At 39.1% G+C, this 20663-nt stretch carries 17 protein-coding genes and 1 pseudogene; 11 read left to right on the top strand and 7 right to left on the bottom strand.

Features of this window, described 5'->3' with window-relative positions:
• The first annotated feature begins 18 nt into the window (after window positions 1–18).
• The 10 genes from aroB (at window position 19) to K6I41_RS01605 (ending at window position 14477) form a co-directional block, all read left to right on the top strand.
• On the top strand, window positions 19–1101 hold the full coding sequence (gene aroB / locus K6I41_RS01560; RefSeq protein WP_151988679.1) for a 3-dehydroquinate synthase: 1083 nt from the start codon (window positions 19–21) through the stop codon (window positions 1099–1101).
• A gap of 16 nt (window positions 1102–1117) precedes the next feature.
• On the top strand, window positions 1118–1996 hold the full coding sequence (locus K6I41_RS01565) for a hypothetical protein (RefSeq protein ID WP_250375087.1): 879 nt from the start codon (window positions 1118–1120) through the stop codon (window positions 1994–1996).
• Window positions 1997–2457: 461 nt separating this feature from the next.
• Entirely contained in the window at window positions 2458–6933 is a 4476-nt protein-coding gene (gene gltB, locus K6I41_RS01570) for a glutamate synthase large subunit (protein ID WP_250375088.1), read from the top strand.
• 69 nt (window positions 6934–7002) lie between these two features.
• A complete protein-coding gene (locus K6I41_RS01575) occupies window positions 7003–8424 on the top strand; it encodes a glutamate synthase small subunit GltD family protein (RefSeq protein WP_250375089.1) in 1422 nt (473 codons plus the stop codon).
• 173 nt (window positions 8425–8597) lie between these two features.
• A complete protein-coding gene (locus K6I41_RS01580; protein WP_049837440.1) occupies window positions 8598–9485 on the top strand; it encodes a metal-dependent hydrolase in 888 nt (295 codons plus the stop codon).
• 130 nt (window positions 9486–9615) lie between these two features.
• The gene (locus K6I41_RS01585; RefSeq protein WP_003653797.1) at window positions 9616–10206 is read left to right on the top strand and encodes a LemA family protein; all 591 of its coding nucleotides are present in this window, start codon (window positions 9616–9618) and stop codon (window positions 10204–10206) included.
• A 24-nt stretch (window positions 10207–10230) separates the two neighbouring features.
• Window positions 10231–11313 (top strand): TPM domain-containing protein, encoded by a 1083-nt coding sequence (locus K6I41_RS01590; RefSeq protein WP_199943402.1) that lies wholly within the window; start codon window positions 10231–10233, stop codon window positions 11311–11313.
• Window positions 11307–11867: a TPM domain-containing protein gene (locus K6I41_RS01595; RefSeq protein ID WP_250375090.1), complete on the top strand. Its 561-nt coding sequence runs from the start codon at window positions 11307–11309 to the stop codon at window positions 11865–11867. The genes K6I41_RS01590 and K6I41_RS01595 overlap by 7 nt, the downstream gene beginning before the upstream one ends.
• A 346-nt stretch (window positions 11868–12213) precedes the next feature.
• The gene (locus K6I41_RS01600; protein WP_049837439.1) at window positions 12214–12699 is read left to right on the top strand and encodes a pilin; all 486 of its coding nucleotides are present in this window, start codon (window positions 12214–12216) and stop codon (window positions 12697–12699) included.
• Window positions 12700–12848: 149 nt separating this feature from the next.
• The gene (locus K6I41_RS01605) at window positions 12849–14477 is read left to right on the top strand and encodes a PglL family O-oligosaccharyltransferase (RefSeq protein ID WP_250375091.1); all 1629 of its coding nucleotides are present in this window, start codon (window positions 12849–12851) and stop codon (window positions 14475–14477) included.
• Window positions 14478–14518: 41 nt separating this feature from the next.
• Here the strand turns inward: K6I41_RS01605 and bfr are convergent, their stop codons facing one another.
• The 7 genes and pseudogenes from bfr to gmk form a co-directional block, all read right to left on the bottom strand.
• The gene (bfr, locus tag K6I41_RS01610; protein WP_000678123.1) at window positions 14519–14983 is read right to left on the bottom strand and encodes a heteropolymeric bacterioferritin subunit Bfr; all 465 of its coding nucleotides are present in this window, start codon (window positions 14981–14983) and stop codon (window positions 14519–14521) included.
• Between the two features lie 245 nt (window positions 14984–15228).
• Window positions 15229–15423 (bottom strand): bacterioferritin-associated ferredoxin, encoded by a 195-nt coding sequence (locus K6I41_RS01615; protein ID WP_250375092.1) that lies wholly within the window; start codon window positions 15421–15423, stop codon window positions 15229–15231.
• A 219-nt stretch (window positions 15424–15642) separates the two neighbouring features.
• Window positions 15643–16026, bottom strand: a complete 384-nt coding sequence (ridA, locus tag K6I41_RS01620) for a deaminase RidA (RefSeq protein ID WP_004789789.1) — start codon at window positions 16024–16026, stop codon at window positions 15643–15645.
• A 144-nt stretch (window positions 16027–16170) separates the two neighbouring features.
• Window positions 16171–18276 carry a RelA/SpoT family protein gene (locus tag K6I41_RS01625; RefSeq protein ID WP_005301002.1) on the bottom strand — a complete coding sequence of 702 codons (2106 nt, stop codon included), beginning with the start codon at window positions 18274–18276 and terminating at the stop codon, window positions 16171–16173.
• A 39-nt stretch (window positions 18277–18315) separates the two neighbouring features.
• Window positions 18316–18405: pseudogene (locus K6I41_RS01630) on the bottom strand (hypothetical protein); the annotation flags it as partial.
• An 80-nt stretch (window positions 18406–18485) separates the two neighbouring features.
• Window positions 18486–18764, bottom strand: a complete 279-nt coding sequence (gene rpoZ, locus K6I41_RS01635; protein WP_002116990.1) for a DNA-directed RNA polymerase subunit omega — start codon at window positions 18762–18764, stop codon at window positions 18486–18488.
• Window positions 18765–18836: 72 nt separating this feature from the next.
• Window positions 18837–19466, bottom strand: coding sequence for a guanylate kinase (gene gmk, locus K6I41_RS01640; protein WP_004789787.1), 630 nt, complete (start codon window positions 19464–19466; stop codon window positions 18837–18839).
• A gap of 122 nt (window positions 19467–19588) precedes the next feature.
• Between gmk and ispH the strand changes: the two genes are divergently transcribed.
• Window positions 19589–20539, top strand: coding sequence for a 4-hydroxy-3-methylbut-2-enyl diphosphate reductase (gene ispH / locus K6I41_RS01645; RefSeq protein ID WP_013196710.1), 951 nt, complete (start codon window positions 19589–19591; stop codon window positions 20537–20539).
• The last annotated feature ends 124 nt before the right edge of the window (window positions 20540–20663 follow it).

The raw sequence follows: 20663 nt of genomic DNA on the forward strand, positions 1-20663 counted from the left end.
TCGTGGTTTAATAAACTCATGCAAATTTTACATGTTGAATTAGGCGAACGCCGTTATCCTATTTTTATTGGCAGTCAACTTGATCCTAAACAGTTGCTTGAACCTTATATTCATGGTCAACAGGTCATGATTGTGAGTAACGAAACGGTCGCACCTTTATATTTATCTCACTATCAAGAAGCATTAAAAAGTTTGGGTAAAACTGTAGCTACGTGTATTTTGCCCGATGGTGAAAAATATAAAGATATTCAACATTTAAATTTAATTTTTGATGCATTACTTGAAGCTGGTTTTAACCGAGATTGTACGGTTTTAGCTTTAGGCGGTGGTGTTATTGGTGATATGGCTGGCTTTGCATCAGCTTGTTTTCAGCGCGGTGTTTATTTTGTTCAGGTTCCAACTACGCTTCTTTCACAAGTAGATTCAAGTGTAGGTGGTAAAACTGGTATTAATCATCCACTGGGTAAAAACATGCTTGGTGCATTTCAGCAACCTCAAGTTGTTTTGGCTGATATGGCTCAACTCAACACCTTACCGGATCGAGAGTTGTCTGCTGGATTATCAGAAGTCATTAAATATGCCTTGTTAGGCGACGCTGATTTTCTTGTTTGGCTAGAGCAAAATATGGATGGGTTGATTGGGCGAGATGCTGATCTTTTAGCGGAAGCCGTTTACCGTTCATGCGCTCATAAAGCCCGTATTGTTGCAAATGATGAAAAAGAGCAAGGCGAAAGAGCCTTACTCAACTTAGGTCATACGTTTGGTCATGCTATTGAATCTTATCTAGGTTATGGAACTTGGTTGCATGGCGAAGCAGTAGCTACCGGCATGGTTATGGCAGCTGATTTATCACAGCGTTTAGGCTGGATTTCAAGTGATGATGTAGAGCGTACAAAAAAAATTATTCAACGCGCTAATTTGCCGATATCATGTCCAAAAATTCCATTGGATGAATTCCTTGGATATATGGCACATGATAAAAAAGTCCTCAATGGTCAATTACGTTTAGTGTTGTTAAAGCAACTTGGACAAGCGGTAATTACTAAAGACTTTGATGTTGAATTCATGAAACAAGCTATTTTAGCAAATCAACACGGATAATAAATTAAGGTAACACATGACTGTATCACGTACACTTTGGCAGAATGTTCAACAATATATCTGGTTGGTGGGTGGTATCGTCTGCTTGTTTCTGGCTTTTCTTTTCTGGGTAATGACGGATAGCAAGAAGCTTGTAGAAGTTGAAAAAGCTGCCGATTCAGAAGCACCTGTGCAAATTCAGCCAGAAAAAGTAGCAACAACGGCTAACTTAGGGGCTTTAGCTGATGAAGTTAGGCCTCTTGATTTAACAACTCGTACGGTTGCTTCTGGACAGCATGAAGCAGAGTTTCGCGGTACAAAATTTATTAACGAAAACAAGAAACAGTGGACGCTTGAGCTATTCCGTGCATCTGATGAAGATATTATTAAAAACTTTTTAAAGAATCGTTCAGACCGAAATAAATTTATCTACTTCCGATTAAGTGGAGAGAAGCAATCTGAACAATATGTTTTGACATATGGTGTATTTAAGCGTTCTGAGGATGCAATTCAGCAGTTAACGCAACTGAATCTTGATTTGCCTGAATCAATTAAGCCACAACCACAACAATTTTCTACTTATGTGCCACTAGTTAATGACTTGGGTGCAGATGAAATGAAAGGTGGCATTAGCCAAACTTATGAAGTGCGTTTACGTCCAGCGGCTTTGCCTAAAATTGATGAGTCTTTGCTCATGGTCGCAGGTGTAAACGGTGCGACAAGTACGCAGCCTAAAGTGGCTGCTCCAGCAACGAACTCTACAACTCGAACGACCATTATTCGCCGAGATGCTGAAGGAAATGTTGTGGATGTACATCAGTCCAATTCTGCAGATGCTTCTAAAAAGACTCAGCAAAATCGTGAAATTGAAACTACTCCTAAAAATGCAACAAATGAGGGCGCAAGAGGGAACTAAGGATAAGAATAATGTGCACAAATATAGTGCAATAACAAAAGATATATATAATTTTTGATCAAGTGTGGTGCATATTTGGTCATTTATTAAAATGATAGCCTGAATAAAACTGATCTATTTTTAAGAAATATAAACACTTAAGCTGCGAAAATTATATTGGCATAGTTTTTGCTTTATTCTTGTGCTTATTAATGTACTGCTAACTATTTTGGCGCTCTAAAGAGTGAAGTCTATGCAGAGTCGTGGGGTCGAGCTGCTTTAAAAGAGTGCGAAATAAGTCAAAACATTTTTCTAGCAAAAACCAGTGTACGTAAAAATGGAACAGCGTATATTGGCTTATCAGCCCAAAATTTTTTTTTGCGAAACATTGAGCTAACTATCGTCCGTAGGCAATATCGCAGAAATAAGTTGTTTGTTTGACGCTCGAAAGAGCCTTATTGAAAGAAGGGTACGCTATGCACATGCCATCGCCTAATACTGTAGCTCCCGCTCAAGGTTTATATCAACCTGATGAGTTTAAGGATAACTGTGGTTTTGGACTGATTGCCCATATGAAGGGTGAATCAAGTCATCATCTTGTAGAAACCGCGATTCACAGTTTAAGTTGCATGACGCACCGTGGTGGTATTGCCGCAGATGGCAAGACGGGAGATGGTTGCGGCTTATTATTGGCGATGCCAAAGCAATTTTTCCGTGATGAAGCAAAAAAACTAAGCGATATTACACTTAGCGAAGTTTTTGCTGTAGGAACGGTATTTTTAAATGTCGATCCGGCATTAGCACAGCACTCTAAAAATATTTTAACTAAAGAAATTGAGGCTGATGGCTTACGCGTATTGGCTTGGCGTGTTGTCCCTACAAATAACGATGCACTAGGTGAAATTGCACTTCAATCTTTACCTGCTTTTGAACAGGTCATTGTGAACTGTCCAATGGGTGTAACTGAAGTTGAGTTTAACCGTAAACTATTTTTGGCACGTCGTCGTGCAGAACAACAATTACAAAATGATCCGTCATTCTATGTGACTACGCTTTGTTCGACAGTGATCAGCTATAAAGGCTTGATGATGCCGGCTGCAATTGCTGAGTTCTATACAGATTTGGCAGACGAACGTTTAAAATCACATATCGTGGTGTTCCACCAACGTTTCTCGACCAACACTTTACCGCGTTGGCCTTTGGCGCAGCCATTCCGTTACCTTGCGCATAATGGTGAAATCAACACTATTACAGCAAACCGTAACTGGGCATTGGCACGTACGCCTAAATTTGAAAACCCATTGTTACCAGGCCTAACTGAGCTTAACCCAATTGTGAACCGTACTGGTTCAGACTCTTCAAGCTTAGATAACATGCTTGAAATCTTGGTCGGTGGCGGTATGGATTTATTCCGTGCATTGCGTATGCTCGTGCCACCAGCGTGGCAGAACGTTGAAACTTTGGATGCAGACTTACGTGCATTCTATGAGTTCAACTCTAAGCATATGGAAGCTTGGGATGGTCCAGCAGGCTTAGTAATTCAAGATGGTCGTCATGCTATTTGTATGCTTGATCGTAATGGTTTACGTCCTGCACGTTGGGTCATTACCAAAAACGATTACATTACCTTGGCATCTGAAATTGGTGTGTGGGGTTATGAACCTGAAGATGTTATTTCTAAAGGTCGCGTAGGCCCTGGTCAAATTTTAGTAGTTGATACTTTAACAGGTAAAGTACTTGATACTAAAGATGTTAGTACTCATTTGAAAAATATGCGTCCGTACCGTGAGTGGTTACGTGATCATGCAATTCGCCTCAATGCTAATCCTGAACTTGAAGAACAATTAGTTGATCAAGGTTTAACAGGTGATGCTTTAAAAGCAGCTCAAAAAATGTTTATGGTGACATTTGAAGAGCGCGACCAGTTGTTGCGTCCTATTGCTGAAAGTGGTCAGGAAGCTGTAGGTTCTATGGGTGATGATACGCCAATGGCTGTATTGTCTCGTCAAGTACGCCATGTGACTGATTATTTCCGTCAACAATTTGCGCAAGTAACAAACCCGCCAATTGATCCACTACGTGAATCGATTGTAATGTCGCTCGAAACCTGTTTAGGTCGTGAACAGAATGTATTTGAGCAAGGTCCAGAGCACGCAGATCGAATCATTATTTCGAGCCCTGTTCTGTCTAACTCAAAAATGCAGCAAATCCGTAGTATTGATCGTGCAGGCTATGCGTCTGTTGACATCAATTTGAACTATGCTGAAGAAGAAGGTTTGCAAGCTGCGATTACACGTATCTGTGAAGAAGCGGCGCAAGCGGTTCGTGACGGTAAAACTTTAATTGTTTTAACTGATAAAAATATTCGCCAAGGTTTCTTGCCTGCAAACGCAGCTCTTGCAACAGGTGCAGTACATCATTACCTCATTAAAACTGGTTTACGTACTGATGCAAACATCATGGTTGAAACTGGTTTTGCACGTGATCCGCACCAATTTGCGGTATTACTAGGTTTCGGTGCAACCGCTGTTTACCCATACCTTGCATATGACGTAATTAATGATTTGATTGCGAAAGGTGAGCTTTTAGGTGATCCAATCCATGCTCAAGCGAACTTCCGTAAAGGTATTGAGAAAGGCTTATTAAAAGTTCTTTCAAAAATGGGTATCTCTACCGTTGCTTCGTATCGTGGTGGTCAGCTTTTTGAAGCAGTGGGTTTATCATCTGAAGTTGTAGATCAGTGCTTCTTGGGTGTTCCAAGTCGTATTCAGGGTGCAACATTTGCTGATCTTGAAAAAGACCAGAAAAAATTAGCTACTACAGCATGGTCAAATCGTAAACCAATTGATCAAGGTGGTCTGCTTAAATTTGTGTTTGATAAAGAGTATCACGCGTTTAATCCAGATGTGATTAACTCATTACACAAAGCGGTTCGCTCAGGTAAATACGAACACTTTAAAGAATATGCTGAATTGGTAAATAACCGTCCAGTAGCGACTATTCGTGACTTATTTAAGTTAAAAACAACGAATTCGATTCCAGTTGAGCAAGTTGAATCAGTTGAAGAGATCTTGCCTCGTTTTGACTCGGCAGGGATGTCTTTAGGTGCTCTTTCTCCAGAAGCGCATGAAGCGATTGCAATTGCGATGAACACGATTGGTGGTCGTTCAAACTCTGGTGAGGGCGGTGAAGATCCTGTTCGCTACGGCACAATTCGTAACTCGAAAATCAAACAGATCGCATCTGGTCGTTTTGGTGTAACGCCTGCATATTTAACTTCTGCTGAAGTATTGCAAATTAAAGTTGCTCAAGGTGCAAAACCAGGTGAAGGCGGTCAGTTACCGGGCGGTAAAGTAAATGGTTTAATTGCACGTTTACGTTACTCAGTGCCGGGTGTAACACTGATTTCACCTCCACCGCACCACGATATTTACTCAATTGAAGATTTGTCTCAGTTAATTTTTGACTTGAAACAAGTTAACCCGCAAGCAATGGTTTCGGTAAAACTGGTATCTGAGCCAGGTGTAGGAACAATTGCAGCTGGTGTTGCGAAGGCATATGCAGACTTCATTACCATTTCTGGTTATGACGGTGGTACTGCTGCATCTCCACTTTCATCAATTCACCATGCGGGTTCTCCATGGGAGTTGGGTTTAAGTGAGGCGCATCAAGCTCTTCGTGTAAATGACTTGCGTGGCAAAGTACGTGTACAGACTGATGGTGGCTTAAAAACTGGTCTTGATGTGATCAAGGCAGCAATTTTAGGTGCTGAGAGCTTTGGTTTCGGTTCAACCCCAATGATTGCGTTAGGTTGTAAATATCTACGTATTTGCCACTTAAACAACTGTGCGACTGGTGTTGCAACTCAACAAGATCACTTACGTCAAGAGCACTACATTGGCGAACCAGAAATGCTCATCAATTTCTTCCACTTTATTGCGGAAGAAACACGTGAATGGTTGGCAGCATTAGGTGTGTCTTCATTGAAAGACTTAATCGGTCGTGTTGATTTACTCGAAGTATTACCGGGTGAAACTGAAAAACATGCTCACCTAGATTTAAGTGCATTGTTAACTTCTCATCCATCTGCTGACGGTAAAGCACAGTACTGTGAAGTACAGGGGAATGCACCATTTGATAAAGGTGTGTTAGCTGAGAAAATGGTTGCTGAAATGCTTCCTGCAATTGAATCAAGCGCAGGTGGTCAGTTCAACTTCAATGTTGTGAACTGTGACCGCTCGATCGGTGCTCGTGTGTCTGGTGAAATTGCTCGTCGCTATGGCAACTTAGGTATGGAAGTACATCCAGTAGTGATGAACTTAACTGGTACAGCTGGTCAGTCACTTGGTGTATGGAACGCGGGTGGTTTACACATCCGTCTTGAAGGTGATGCAAACGACTATGTGGGTAAAGGTATGGCAGGTGGTCGTATCTCAATTTTCCCACCAAAAGGTTCACCTTTCCAAACCCAAAACACAGCAATTATTGGTAATACCTGTTTGTATGGCGCAACTGGCGGTAAGCTTTTTGCAGCGGGTACAGCGGGTGAGCGTTTTGCAGTTCGTAACTCTGGTGCATTTGCTGTAATTGAAGGTGCTGGTGATCACTGCTGTGAATATATGACAGGTGGTGTTGTGACTGTACTTGGTAAAGTAGGCCATAACTTTGGTGCGGGCATGACTGGTGGTTTTGCTTATGTACTTGACCTTGATAATGACTTCGTAGATTACTACAACCACGAATTGATTGATTTAAATCGTATTTCAACAGAATCTATGGAAGATCATAAAGAGTTCTTGTTGCGTATTATCGATGAGCATATTAAAGAAACAGGTAGTGCCTGGGCTTATAAAATCCGCAATGAGTTCGATTTCTACAGCCGTAAATTCTGGCTTGTGAAACCAAAGGCTGCTAATTTACAAACGCTTTTGAAAACTACACAAGCTGATCCACAATAATTCCACGACTGCAACGACATAGGCAGGTGCGGACAACAGTAAAAACCGCGCCTACCCACGGAGAGAGACATGGCAGAACGCCTAAATAATGACTTTCAATTTCTGGATGTAGCACGCCAAGATCCAGAGAAAAAAGATATTACTGTCCGCAAAGCAGAATTTGTGGAAATTTATAAGCCTTTTACATCGGAAACTGTTACTAATCAGACTCACCGTTGTTTAGGTTGTGGTAACCCATATTGCGAATGGAAATGTCCTGTACATAACTACATTCCAAACTGGTTAAAACTCATCGCTGAAGGCCAAATTTTCCAAGCTGCTGAGCTTTGTCATCAAACGAATACACTACCTGAGGTATGTGGTCGCGTATGTCCACAAGACCGTTTGTGTGAAGGTGCTTGTACCTTAAATGATGGTTTTGGTGCAGTAACGATTGGTAATGCTGAAAAATATATCAATGATACAGCCTTTGCTTTGGGCTGGCGTCCAGATATGTCAGGCGTAAAATGGACTGACAAAAAAGTTGCCATTATTGGTGCTGGCCCTGCTGGTTTAGGCTGTGCAGATATTCTAGCTCGCGGTGGTGTTAAACCAGTGGTATTCGACAAGCGTCCTGAAATTGGTGGCTTACTTACATTTGGTATTCCAGAATTTAAAATGGAAAAAGATGTGATGAAACGCCGCCGTGAAATTTTCACAGGTATGGGCATCGAATTTCGCTTAAATACTGAAATTGGTACAGATGTAACCATTGATGAATTACTTGCAGAATATGATGCGGTGTTCATGGGTATGGGAACTTATACCTACATGAAGGGTGGTTTCCCGGGTGAAGGTCTTAATGGCGTTTATGATGCTCTTGATTTCCTAATCTCTAACGTGAACCGATGCCAAGGTTGGGAAAAAGATCCAAGTGAGTACATCAGTTTAGATGGTAAAAAGGTGATTGTACTTGGTGGTGGTGATACAGCGATGGACTGTAACCGTACTTCATTACGTCAAGGCGCTCATGATGTAACTTGTGCATACCGTCGTGATGAAAGCAACATGCCGGGTTCTGCACGTGAAGTGAAAAATGCCTATGAAGAAGGTGTAAAATTCCTATTCAATCGTCAACCGATCGAAATCGTTGGTGAAAATGGCAAAGTGACAGGCGTAAAAGTGGTAACGACACAAATGGGTGAACCAGATAGTCGTGGCCGTCGTAGTCCTGAACCAGTTCCAGGTTCTGAAGAAGTATTACCAGCCGATGCAGTTTTACTTGCATTCGGTTTCCGCCCAAGCCCAGCGGATTGGTTTGGTAACGCGAATATTAATCTTGATGGTTCAGGTCGCGTTGTCGCAGCTGAAAAACAAGAATTCAAATTCCAGACATCAAACCCGAAAATCTTTGCTGGTGGCGATATGGTGCGTGGTTCAGATCTAGTCGTAACCGCGATTTGGGAAGGCCGTCAAGCTGCTGAAGGCATTTTGGATTATCTTGGTGTTTAATAAATTAATTTGTTAAAACACTCAAAAAAGCCTACTTCAAGTAGGCTTTTTTATTGTCTACCATTAGTCACTTTGATGTTTTTGGCAAATATAATAAGCTTTTTTGCCCTTTTTAGCTTTTTAAGCTCGCGACATACTCAAAACTTCCTTCTTCAATACAATAGGTGTTGAGTATGAACATCGCAGATATGACGGCAGAAAAATCATATTTAAATCGTCGAAAAGCGTTGGGTATTACAGTGCGTCGTCTTGAATTTAATCCAAAGGCGATCAAGCGGCACTATTTTGCAAATTCACCGCTCATGTCTCATTTTTTAACTGCACTTTCCTCAACGTTTCCGGTGGGTGAGCAATTTTTTGTAAATAGCGTACGTAATGTGCGTGATAAAGTTTCAGACCCTCAACTACAAGCGCAAATTGCAGCTTTTATTGGACAAGAGGCTATGCATTCCAAAGCGCATGGCGAGTTTAATGAAGCTTGGCGCCGTGATGATTATAATCTGGACAGTTTTCAAAACTGGTTAAATGAGCGGGATAAATACTTAAGAACGATTCCACCTAAGCTGCAATTAGCTCTTACCTGTGCTTTTGAACATTTTACAGCTCTCCTTGGAGCATATGTTTTACAACATCCAGAATTGTTAAAAACGTTAGATCAAGATGCGCTAAAACTTTGGGTATGGCATGCGATTGAAGAAATTGAGCATCGTTCAGTCGCATTCGATGTCTATCAACATGTATATGGAGATGACCGTATTCGTCGTTTACTCATGCGTAGTGTCACGACTGGGTTTGCGAGTCTCGCTTTTTATGGGACAACTCGTTTATTTTGGCAAGATAAGTGGAATAGCTTACCTAAAATCGGAGGTAATTTATTTGGTTCGTATTTGCTGATAAAAATGCTTGTCCAATTGATGCCTGAATACTTCGCATATTACAAAAAAGATTTTCATCCTAGTCAAAAAGATTACGACAAGATGGTCGATTACTGGAAAAGTTCTTTAGCAGAAGAATATCAAATGGCAAGTTTTCAACAAGAAAAAGATCAAAGATTAAGTTAATAGAAAACCGGATTTAAAAATCCGGTTTTTAAAAATCAATAAAATAAAAGCAACACAATAATGCCAAATTCATCATACAATCGAGTAAAGAGGTCAAAAATATAAAGAAAAACTTGAGGATAATGTGACGATGAAAACATTGAAACAATTAGCGATCGCAACAACACTTGCCAGCACCTTACTGTTTTCGGGATGTGGCTATAACACTCTACAAGTAAAAGATGAGGCTGTAACAGCAGCGTGGTCTGAAGTACAAAACCAATATCAACGTCGATCAGACTTGGTGCCAAACCTTGTCAATGTGGTAAAAGGTTATGCTAAACATGAAGAGCAAGTATTAACCGAAGTAACACAGGCACGCTCAAATGTTGCAGGTTTAAAAGTTGATAAAGAAGTTCTAGAAGATCCAGCTTTACTTGAAAAATATCAACAGGCTCAAAGTCAATTAACAGGGGCATTATCTCGACTTATTGCTGTGTCTGAAAACTACCCGGATTTGAAAGCCAATACTCAATTCCAAGAATTACAAGTTCAGCTTGAGGGTACAGAAAACCGTATCGCAGTTGCACGTAATCGTTATATTACAACAGTGCAAGATTACAACGGATATGTACGCCAGTTCCCGCAAGCAGTGACAGCAAAAGTAATTGGTATGCATCCTAAAGCCAATTTCTCTGCAGAAGCTTCTGCACAACAGGCTCCAAAAGTTTCTTTTGATTAATTTAATAAATCAAAGGAGTGCTGTATGAGAAATATTATATTGCTTCAGTCTAAGCAAATTAAGGTCTTTATTGCGACCTTAATTTTGCTCTGTTGTGGTGTCCTTTTTCAGAATACGGCATGGAGTGAAAGTAATATTGCAACTGCTACTGACGAGACTGACACAATAGTAGCGGGCAAAATCATTCAAAAGCAGCAAAATCAAGCCACCCCATCTAAATCGGGTGAACAACCTGCTTCAAGTGTTGTTACTTCACCTAAAGTCTCTAACGATATGGCAGATGGTGAGTCAATTCGTAGTTTGCCAACTTTAAACCAACCTGTTATTGATCAAGCTAACATTTTAAGTGAGGCTGAGAAACAGCAGCTCGACCAAAAAATTCTAAGTTTATACCAACAAGGTAAAGCGCAAATTGGTGTCGTTATTGTCCCAACTACGGGTCAAGAAGATATTTTTGATTATGCATTACGAGTGGGTGAGCAGTGGCAATTAGGATCATCTAAACGTGACAATGGATTACTCATTGCAGTTGCGGTGAATGATCGCCGCATACAAATTTTAACGGGATACGGCTTAGAAGGCGTATTGCCTGATATTGTGGCAAGTCGGATTATTCGAAACCAAATTACACCTTATTTTAAACAAGCCCAATATGCACAAGGTTTAAATGCAGGTCTTGATGAAATTGGAAGGATTTTAAATCTTGACCCAGAAGTCGCTCAGCAAGCTGCTCAAGATTTAAAAGAACGCCAACATCAAGCTGCGGAAGAGCAACAAGCCAAACAGACAACTCTGACAATGGCTTTATTTATTCTTGTTGCTGGAATTGTGGGTTCATTTATTGTAGGACGACCTCTTAGCGCATCTACAGCTGGTGTTGCTGCTGCGGTAGCAGGTTTTGTAAATGGTGCAGGTCTAGTGACAAGCTTATTACTTGGTTTTGGAATCTTCTTTTTACTCATTACTTCAATTGCCCAGCTTATTTTACAGGTTATCCTGAGTGGTGCAGGCGGAGGAGGGCGTGGTGGTGGCTTCGGCGGTGGAGGCGGAGGCTATGGCGGCGGCGGAGGTCGTTTTGGCGGTGGAGGTGCTTCAGGCTCATGGTAACAACATCAGAAACAACACAAATTATTACTCAGCCAAAAATTGAGGAATCTGTAGAGCCAAGCCTAAAACGTTGGTTTAAACATCTATGCTATTTTCCGGCCAGTAGCCGTTATTTTTCAAAACAAGATAAGCAAACTATTGCTGATGCGGTACAACAAGCAGAACATGGGCATGTTGGAGAAATACAGGTTGTAATTGAAGGCCATATTCCATGTTCACAGGCCTATAGACAAAATACCCGATTGAGAGCGCAACAATTGTTTGCAGAGTTAGGGGTCTGGGACACCGCGTTAAATAGTGGAGTACTACTTTATTTAAACTTATGTGAACGTACAGTAGAAATTATATTTGACCGTGGTATTAGAAATGCGACTAACGATCAGGTCTGGCAGCAGATTTGTGAGTCTATCGTTCAAAAACTTAAACAAAAAGAATATCAACAAGCTGTCGTGATGGGTGTACAGCAAATTGGAGAGGTATTGTCACATTTTTATGATGAAAACATGCCAGATCAATCCAATGAATTGGGAAATGCTCCAATTATTATTAATTAAGTTATTTTCTAAAGTTCTATATCTCATAATTTTAAAATTTTATTTCTTAAGGTGGCTGACAAAAAATGTCACCTATTTATTTATTTTTAAAGAGAATTTGCTCACAAAAACAAATATAAAGTTTGATAGATTTTGTTTACTTTTTTTGATGTGTGATCTGTTGTAACTAAAAGTTATGTGACGATTTTTGTCAGTTATTTACGGTGATTTTAGATTAAGCAAATTTAAAAATTAATATAAGTTTTTGTTTTATAAGTAAAATAAAAGTTGGCATGGTTGCTGCTATATAGTTGAGAGCTGAAAAAGCTTATATAAAAACATACATACAATCTTTGGGGAAAAGGCTATGAATGCACAAAAAGGTTTTACATTAATTGAACTTATGATCGTTGTTGCGATTATCGGTATTTTGGCGGCAATTGCGATTCCGCAATATCAAACTTATATTGCGAAATCACAAGTAACAAGAGCTGTAGATGAAGCTGCAGGTCTGAAAACTGCTTTAGATACATGTATACTTGATGGAAAAGCAACGGCTGCATGTGACTTTGGCGCTACTGGATCAAATATTTTAACAGGTGCTGCTACAGGTGGCTTAAATGGAACTAATGGGGTATCTTCTGGGGTTACAGGTGTTCCTGTTGCAGTAATTGGTGCTAACGCGACAACTGATTCAACAATTACTGCGACAATAGGTAATAGTGCTGCTCAAGCGATTGCTACCCAAACCATCGTTTGGACAAGAAATGCTGGTACAGGTACATGGACTTGTTCTTCAAACGTGTTGCAAAAATATGCTACTTCAGCTTGCCCGACAACTAGTACTAACTAATAATAAAAATAAAAAAACGCACCTCATGGTGCGTTTTTTTATTTTAAAATTTACCTCTATCGGTATTAGCAGTTTATAAATTAGTTAGAACTTCTCTTTTTCTATTTGCATGTATAATTCTTTCAAGTTTTAACCTCTAACCTTTTACTATGCAAGTATTCTTCCTATTCTTCGCTGCAATCCTGTTAGGTTTTGCATGGTTGTCTCCATTTCACTATAGCCCTTGGGTCATGTTTTCGAGTGAAGTGAGTACTTTTGGGGCTGGATTATGGGTATTAGCCGCTCTAATTCAGCAAAATATTAAAATTCCTAGGGCGCAATTATTGTTGCTGCCATTTACTTTAATTCCAATAGTGCAGTGGGGTTTTGGTTTAGTTTTTGATTTGAGCACAGCCTTATTGAGTTCATTTTACTTATTAGGTTTTTGGTTTATGGTCTTGGCTGGTTACAACCTGTCTTTAGATCAACAAAAGCGAGATCAAATCTTTTCTGGTTTTAGCCTACTTGTAATTATTGTATCGCTTATTACTAGCTTTATTGCAATTTGCCAATGGTTGAATATCGAGTCTCATATTCCTTATGTGCTTAAGTTGCTGGGTAATCGTCCTTACGGTAATTTTGGTCAACCTAATAATATGGCAACCTTTTTAATTATTGGATTATTAGGGTGTTTATATTTATATGAAAAAAATAAAGTAACAATATGGTTGTTACTACCTTCAGCCCTCATTATTTTATTTACAGTCGCATTGAGTCAATCAAGAACTTCATGGATAGTTTTTCCATTTTTACTCATCTATTGGGGGATCAAGCTGTTTAGAAAGCAAAAAAGATTTGGATTTGCTCAAGGCTTCTTATGGTGCTTAACATTTTTTTTAATTGCTGGATTAATCTTACCGTATATTACTCAATTCATTGAATTCTCTACAAATACACAGATTACTGAAACAAGAACGTTTGTTGCTCGAGCAGGTTCGGGGCATGAACGTGTAGGTATGTGGATACAAATATTACATGCTATAGCTCAGCAGCCATGGGCAGGGTATGGATGGAGTCAAACTAGTGTTGCTGTAGTAGATAGTATTCAATATGGAACTGTACATGTATGGTTTAATAGTGCCCATAATGTACTGCTTGATTTAATTGTTTGGAATGGTATTCCATTAGCAGCTGTAATTATTGCTTACTTTGCGTGTTGGTTCCTTTGGTTAAATCAACAGGCTAAAGAAACCATCTCAATTATAGCGATTATGATGGTGTGTGCGGTGTTTATTCATGCCATGTTCGAGTTCCCACAGCGCTATGCTTATTTCTTGCTTACTTGTGGTTTCTTGCTCGGTATTGTTCAGGCGCAGACTCCAGTACTCAAGGGAGTTGTACTTAATAAGCAACTTTTTCGCTTAATATGGATAATTAGTTTACTGCTTATTATTGCGATTTTACGTGATTACAATGTGTATGTTCTAAATAGTAATTTACTGTATAAGAATAAAAAGCCAAATGCAGAGTTCATGGGGAGCAGTAAAATTTTTGTTTTAACGCAGTTTGAAGAGCGTTTAAAATGGATTGAACTTAATCCAAAAACTAAATTATCTGAAGCTGAGCTAGTCCAGTGGGGAAACTCGGTAAAGAATAAAGCAACTCCATATAATTTACGTAAAAATGCAAAATTGCTGGCTTATAATGGAAAACCAGAGCAAGCAGAGCAGCAATTATTAATTTTAAAGCATCTCTATAAGCAAAAAATAACGCTACCAGAGTTATTAAAAGAAAAGTAATAAAAAATCCCCTTGTATTCAAGGGGATTTTTTATGAGAAACTACATTTGACTCTGGATGTAATTTTCAATACCAACGCTGCCGATAAGGTCAATCTGAGTATCTAACCAGTCCCAATATTCTTCTTCTTTTTCTAAAATTTCTTGAACAAGATCACGCGTCACATAGTCTTGTTCTGTTTCAGCGAGTGCAACTGCTTTTTGAATCGCTTCTATATTTTCTTTCACTTTACGAATGTCACATTGCAGAACTTCTTCTGTATGTTGACCAATATAAAGTTTGCCTAAGTGCTGAAGATTAGGTAAACCTTCCAAGAATAAAATACGTTCAATAATTTTGTCTGCATGCTTCATTTGGCGAATGGATTCTTTATATTCAGCAGAGCCAAGTTGCTCAATTCCCCAATCATTAAACATGCGTGAATGCAAAAAGTATTGATTAATTGCAGTTAGATGATGATACAGCACTTGGTTGAGCTGATTAATGACATCACGATTGCCTTTCATTGTAGCTACTCCAAAACAATTTCTGCCTTAATTCAATTAAGGCAATCTATAAAACCATTCTAGTGAACAAACACTAATATGGCGAGTAATTTATAGAACAGCAAATGAAAATCGCAATCAAAAACAACACAATATTAGGAAAGGAGAGTTTCCAACCAAAAAAAACCGCTTGAATGAGGAACTATTAACGTTCCGCAAAAAGCGGTGGAGGAGCTAATAAATACTATTAAATTTTTATAAATCTTTTACGCAGCTACAGAAATACGAGCAGCGATTTCTGCTAATTCTTCATTAATAATAGCACGTGCTTCTGGTGCACAGCGTCCACAGCAAGTACCAAGATCAAGCAAATCACGAATTTCGCGATAGCTTTCTACGCCATTTTCAACAGCGTCTTTAATATCTTGATCGGTAATGCCACGACACAAGCAAACGTACATGGGAGTGATCCCCAAATATAAATGCGATAATTGATATTATTGATAATTATTATCGTTTGTCAATGAAATTCATTTAAAATCTCATTTATTATTATTGGGAATTTGGATAAAAAAATACCACCTGAGCGGAAATCTGAGTTATGTTCAGATTTTATACAAAGGTGGTTCATGATTTAGAGTTAAAAATTTAACGGAAAATATTTAATTTATTTCAATATCTTATTGATTAATAACCACAATACCATCCATTTCAACTAAAGCACCTTTTGGTAAACTTGCTACACCAAGTGCTGCACGTGCAGGATAGGGTTGCGCAAAATATTCACCCATAATTTGGTTTACAAGTTGGAAGTTTGATAAATCAGTTAGAAAAATATTGAGCTTGGCAATGTCTGCTAGAGAACCGCCGGCAGCTTCACAAACTGCTTTTAAATTATCAAATACACGGCGAATTTGAGCTTCAATACCTTCTACAAGTTCCATACTGTATGGGTCTAAACCAATTTGCCCTGAAAGATATAATGTATTATCTACTAAAATGGCTTGAGAGTATGTGCCGATAGCAGCAGGGGCATTTTCAGTATGAATTACTTGGCGGGACATTTGGTTCTCCTTGATTAAATCTCATTTCATCATAATCGATGATCGCTTTGGACAAAAGTATCATCGATTTAATTGATTAAGTGGATTTGGAAAGTTTGATTTTGTTAAAGAAACATAAATCTGACCAATAGCCCTTGTAAAGACTTAGCTTACTTTTGAAATTTCCATCTGTGGATTAGGCGCATCTAAACGCTCAATACGTGGAAAACCATAATGCATACGTAAGTCACGGATGACTTTTGCAATATGTTTACGGTTATTCACCACAATATTAACAAAAGTTCTTTGCTCATTTGAGTGAACCATTTCTACCCCTGCATTATTTTTACGACATTGATAGATCAGGTCAGATACCTGCTCATCATTCATTGCCATTTCTATAGCGAGGTAGGCTGTAAAACGAACATCGTCTACATCATCTGCTTTCCATTGAAGCGGCATGATATTTTCAGGATGTAGATGTTGTTCATGTAGCAAGTTATGGCAGCGGATACGATGCACAATTAACCCACGACGTGTTAAATGTCCTTGAATTGGGTCGCCCAAAACTGGATTACAGCAATGCGCATATTTAACGTCGATACCTTCAGTGCTTTGAATGAGTCGATCTGAATTTTCCACTTGTGGATGCTTGTCATGAGCAAATAAGTGATTAGCTACAAGTTGAGGTAGTAGGTCGCCAACTGCAATTTGTTCAAACAATGTATTTTTATTATCGATGTGGCGCCATTGAAGTAAATCTAACCAGTCGGCTTCAGAGAGATCGTTAATCGAACGGTTAAAGAGTTTTAGTGCTCGAGAAAGTGCTTGTGCACCAACTAAACGTTGTTCTTCAATATCTTGATCTTTAAGGACATGCTGTAAGGCACGGCGAGCTTTTTGCGTGTTAATAAAGCTTAACCAGTCTGGGTTTGGTGTTGCTAAAACATCCGTAATAACTTCAATAACCTGACCGCTAATTAATGGTGTCGACAGTGGTTTAATCTCGCCATCTACTTTTGCACCAACAGCATGGTTACCTAAAAATAAACTGGCTGAATAAGCAAAATCAACTACGGTAGCACCTTGTGGTAACTCGTGGAGCTGACCATGTGGAGTGTAAACCCAAATTTTTTCTTGATGCAAGTAATCTAACAAATCATTGAAGGTTGTTTTTGCACACTCTCCATCGATCAGAGTATTCAGATTTTGCATTGAAGCCTGAATAGCTGAACGACAAGTTTGCGGTGCATTTTCACCAAGCACTACCCCAAAACGAGCAGCTTTACGCATAAGCTCGGTTTGAATAGTAAGAGAGAGTGTGGTTTTTTCGCCTTTGAGCTTAATTAATAAAGACTGGTTGCCACCTGGTAGCGGACGACGGATATGGTCCTGATATTGAATGACCTGAAAGTTTTCTCTTAAAGCATCAACTAGGCGATCACAGTCGGCAATTGATTGTAAAACGATTTCAAAAGCATGGCTGTGGGTAAGTTCTTGTAAATCCATCTCATTTTTAACGAAATGGCGTAATAATTCGATATTGTTGTTTTTCTTTTTAATGCGGCCTTGAATATGATAATTATGAAGAAGTTCAGCGAGGTTTTGTTCCCAGATGCTTTGATATTTACATCGCTCTGGTTTGGTTAGACGTAGTGCATTTTGCACGTTATCAAACATATCAAGATCAAGATTTTGATAACAAAGATTTTCTAGATTATCACCCATTTCATTCATGCCGACTAATCTTGCCATTGGCACAAAGATATCAAGAGTTTCTTGAGCAATACGAGCGCGTTTATCTGGACGCAAAGCACCTAGAGTAGTCATATTATGATAGCGGTCAGCTAATTTAATAATAATGACACGTGGGTCCTGTAGGGTCGCTTGCAGGATTTTTCGGAATGAGGCGGCCTTGTTATATTCTTTATCACTGGATTGGCTAAGTTTGGTTACACCGTCAACCAGCTCGGCAACTGTCAGGCCAAATTTTTCAGTAATATCTTCTTTTGTATATTGAGTATCTTCAATAACATCATGCAAAAGAGCTGCCATTAAGGTTTCAGCATCTAAACGCATGTTCGCAAGAATACAGCTGACAGCAATTGGATGCAGAATGTAGGGTTCACCACTTTTACGTGTAATGCCAGTATGCGCTAGATCGGCAAAATCACAGGCAGCAAGCACTTTCTCGACTTCACTTACCGATAAGTAAGGGTCGATAATCAATTTAAGCTGTTGCTTGGCTTGGCTGACCTCTTCGCCTGGCATAAATCACCCTTTTTCCTAATACTGAAAAACTAAATCTATCTACTTCTTAATGAAAAGCATATTGCGGAACTTGTCAATTTTTTCATTTGAAAAAGTGTATTTTTTTTTCAATGAAAATAATTGCTTTTTTCAATATCTTTAAATTCAAGACAAAGCCAAATAAAAAACCACCGCAGAAAAACGATGGTTTTTTTATGAAACAGAATTAATTAGAAAGAAAAACCTTCTAAATTCAAGCTGTTTGTAGAAAGAGCAAGATCAAGACTAGAAGTTTGATAATCTTGTTCACGTTGCTTAAGAATTTCTTTCGTAACGTGCCCTGCCGCGATTTCGCGCAAAGAAACTACAGTCGGTTTGTCGTTATCCCATTCTACAGTTGGCTCCATGCCTTGACGTGCCAATTGACGAGCACGTTTACTTGCAACGAGCACAAGCTCAAAACGGTTGTCTACATGATCTAAACAATCTTCAACGGTGACGCGTGCCATAAAAGTTCTCGTTTTGGAATGGTGAATTTGAACAGACTAAACAGTATAAAAGGCTTTCGATCTAGACTCAAGTTATTCCTGTTTTGGTTGAGGAGTAATCAAGTCTTGAATTAATGTTTGATAACGTTTCGCTTGCTGAGATAGTACTAGACGGTTTGCTGTAATCACAGCTTCAATCTCATGTAAGGCTTTATTAAAGTCATCATTAATAATGATGTAATCAAAGTTCGTGTAATGCTGCATATCTTCAACTGCACAGCTTAAACGATGTTCAATGACTTCAACTGAGTCTGTGCCGCGGTTAGATAAACGCTGACGAAGGTCAAACTGTGTTGGCGGTAAAATAAATATTTGCTTGGATTCAGGAAAAAGTTTGCGAACTTGCTCTGCACCTTGCCAATCAATTTCAAGTAGAACATCGTGTCCTTGAGCTAACTGTTGTTTTACAGTTGCTTGAGAAGTGCCATAGTAATTACCAAATACTTCAGCGTATTCAATAAAACCGTCATGGTTGACTTGGTCTAGAAATTCATCTTTTGTAGTGAAGTGATAGTGAACACCATCTAATTCACCGGGACGTTGACCTCGGGTAGTATGTGAGACTGAAACATGTAAATTGCTCACACGGTCAAGCAGGGCTTTCACCAAAGATGTTTTGCCCGTTCCTGATGCAGCAGAAACGACAAACAATAGACCCGACATGATATTTTTCCTGATATGATAAAATATCTTCGCTATTGTAGTGTACCGTGCGTTTAAACTGAATAGTTTTAATTGCAAATATTCAAGAGAAATTCCCCTGTTTTATTAATTTTGAGGCTGTTATGGAAATTGTGTTAGCTAATCCGCGTGGTTTTTGTGCCGGTGTTGATCGAGCCATAGCAATCGTCAATCGGGCTTTAGAATGTTTTAACCCTCCTATTTATGTACGTCATGAGGTTGTACACAATAAATTTGTTGTTGATGACTTACGTCAAAGAGGGGCAGTTTTTGTTGATGAACTAGATCAGGTTCCGGATGACTCAATTGTCATTTTTAGTGCTCACGGTGTTTCAAAAGCTGTTCAGCAAGAAGCGGAGCGCCGAGGTTTAAAAGTATTTGATGCAACTTGTCCTTTAGTTACCAAAGTTCATATTGAAGTGACTAAATATGCACGGGAAGGTACTGAAGCCATTTTAATTGGTCATGAAGGGCACCCAGAAGTTGAAGGAACAATGGGCCAATATGACAAATTGAAAGGTGGTGAGATTTATCTGGTTGAAGATGAAGCTGATGTTGCTGCGCTTGCAGTTAGACATCCTGAAAAACTTGCATTTGTAACTCAAACAACTTTATCTATTGATGATACGGCTAAAGTTATTGATGCTTTGCGTGCAAAATTCCCTCATATTCAGGGGCCGCGTAAAGATGATATTTGCTACGCTACTCAAAACAGACAAGATGCTGTACGTGACTTGGCGGAACAGTGTGATGTGGTCTTGGTTGTAGGCTCACCTAATTCATCAAATTCAAATCGTTTACGCGAGCTTGCAGAGCGTATGGGCAAAGCTGCTTATCTTGTAGATAATGCTGACCAGTTAGAACAGTCATGGTTCAATGAAACTTGTAAAATTGGTGTGACAGCGGGTGCTTCAGCACCAGAAATTCTGATTAAGCAAGTTATTCAACGTTTACAAGATTGGGGCGCGCAAGCACCTAAAGAATTAGATGGACGTGAAGAGAACATAACCTTTAGTCTTCCTAAAGAATTACGTATTCATGTGACTCAAGCATAAAGTGTGACTTATTTAACATACTGATTTTAAAATAGTAAACAGATAATTGTTGATGTGACAGTTATCTGTTTTTTTATACCCTTCATCTGCTTTGTATTTGTTTTGTAAATCTAAACCGTAAAAT

Origin of the sequence: Acinetobacter sp. AS23, from assembly GCF_023612055.1 — a bacterium.
Classification (GTDB): domain Bacteria; phylum Pseudomonadota; class Gammaproteobacteria; order Pseudomonadales; family Moraxellaceae; genus Acinetobacter; species Acinetobacter oleivorans.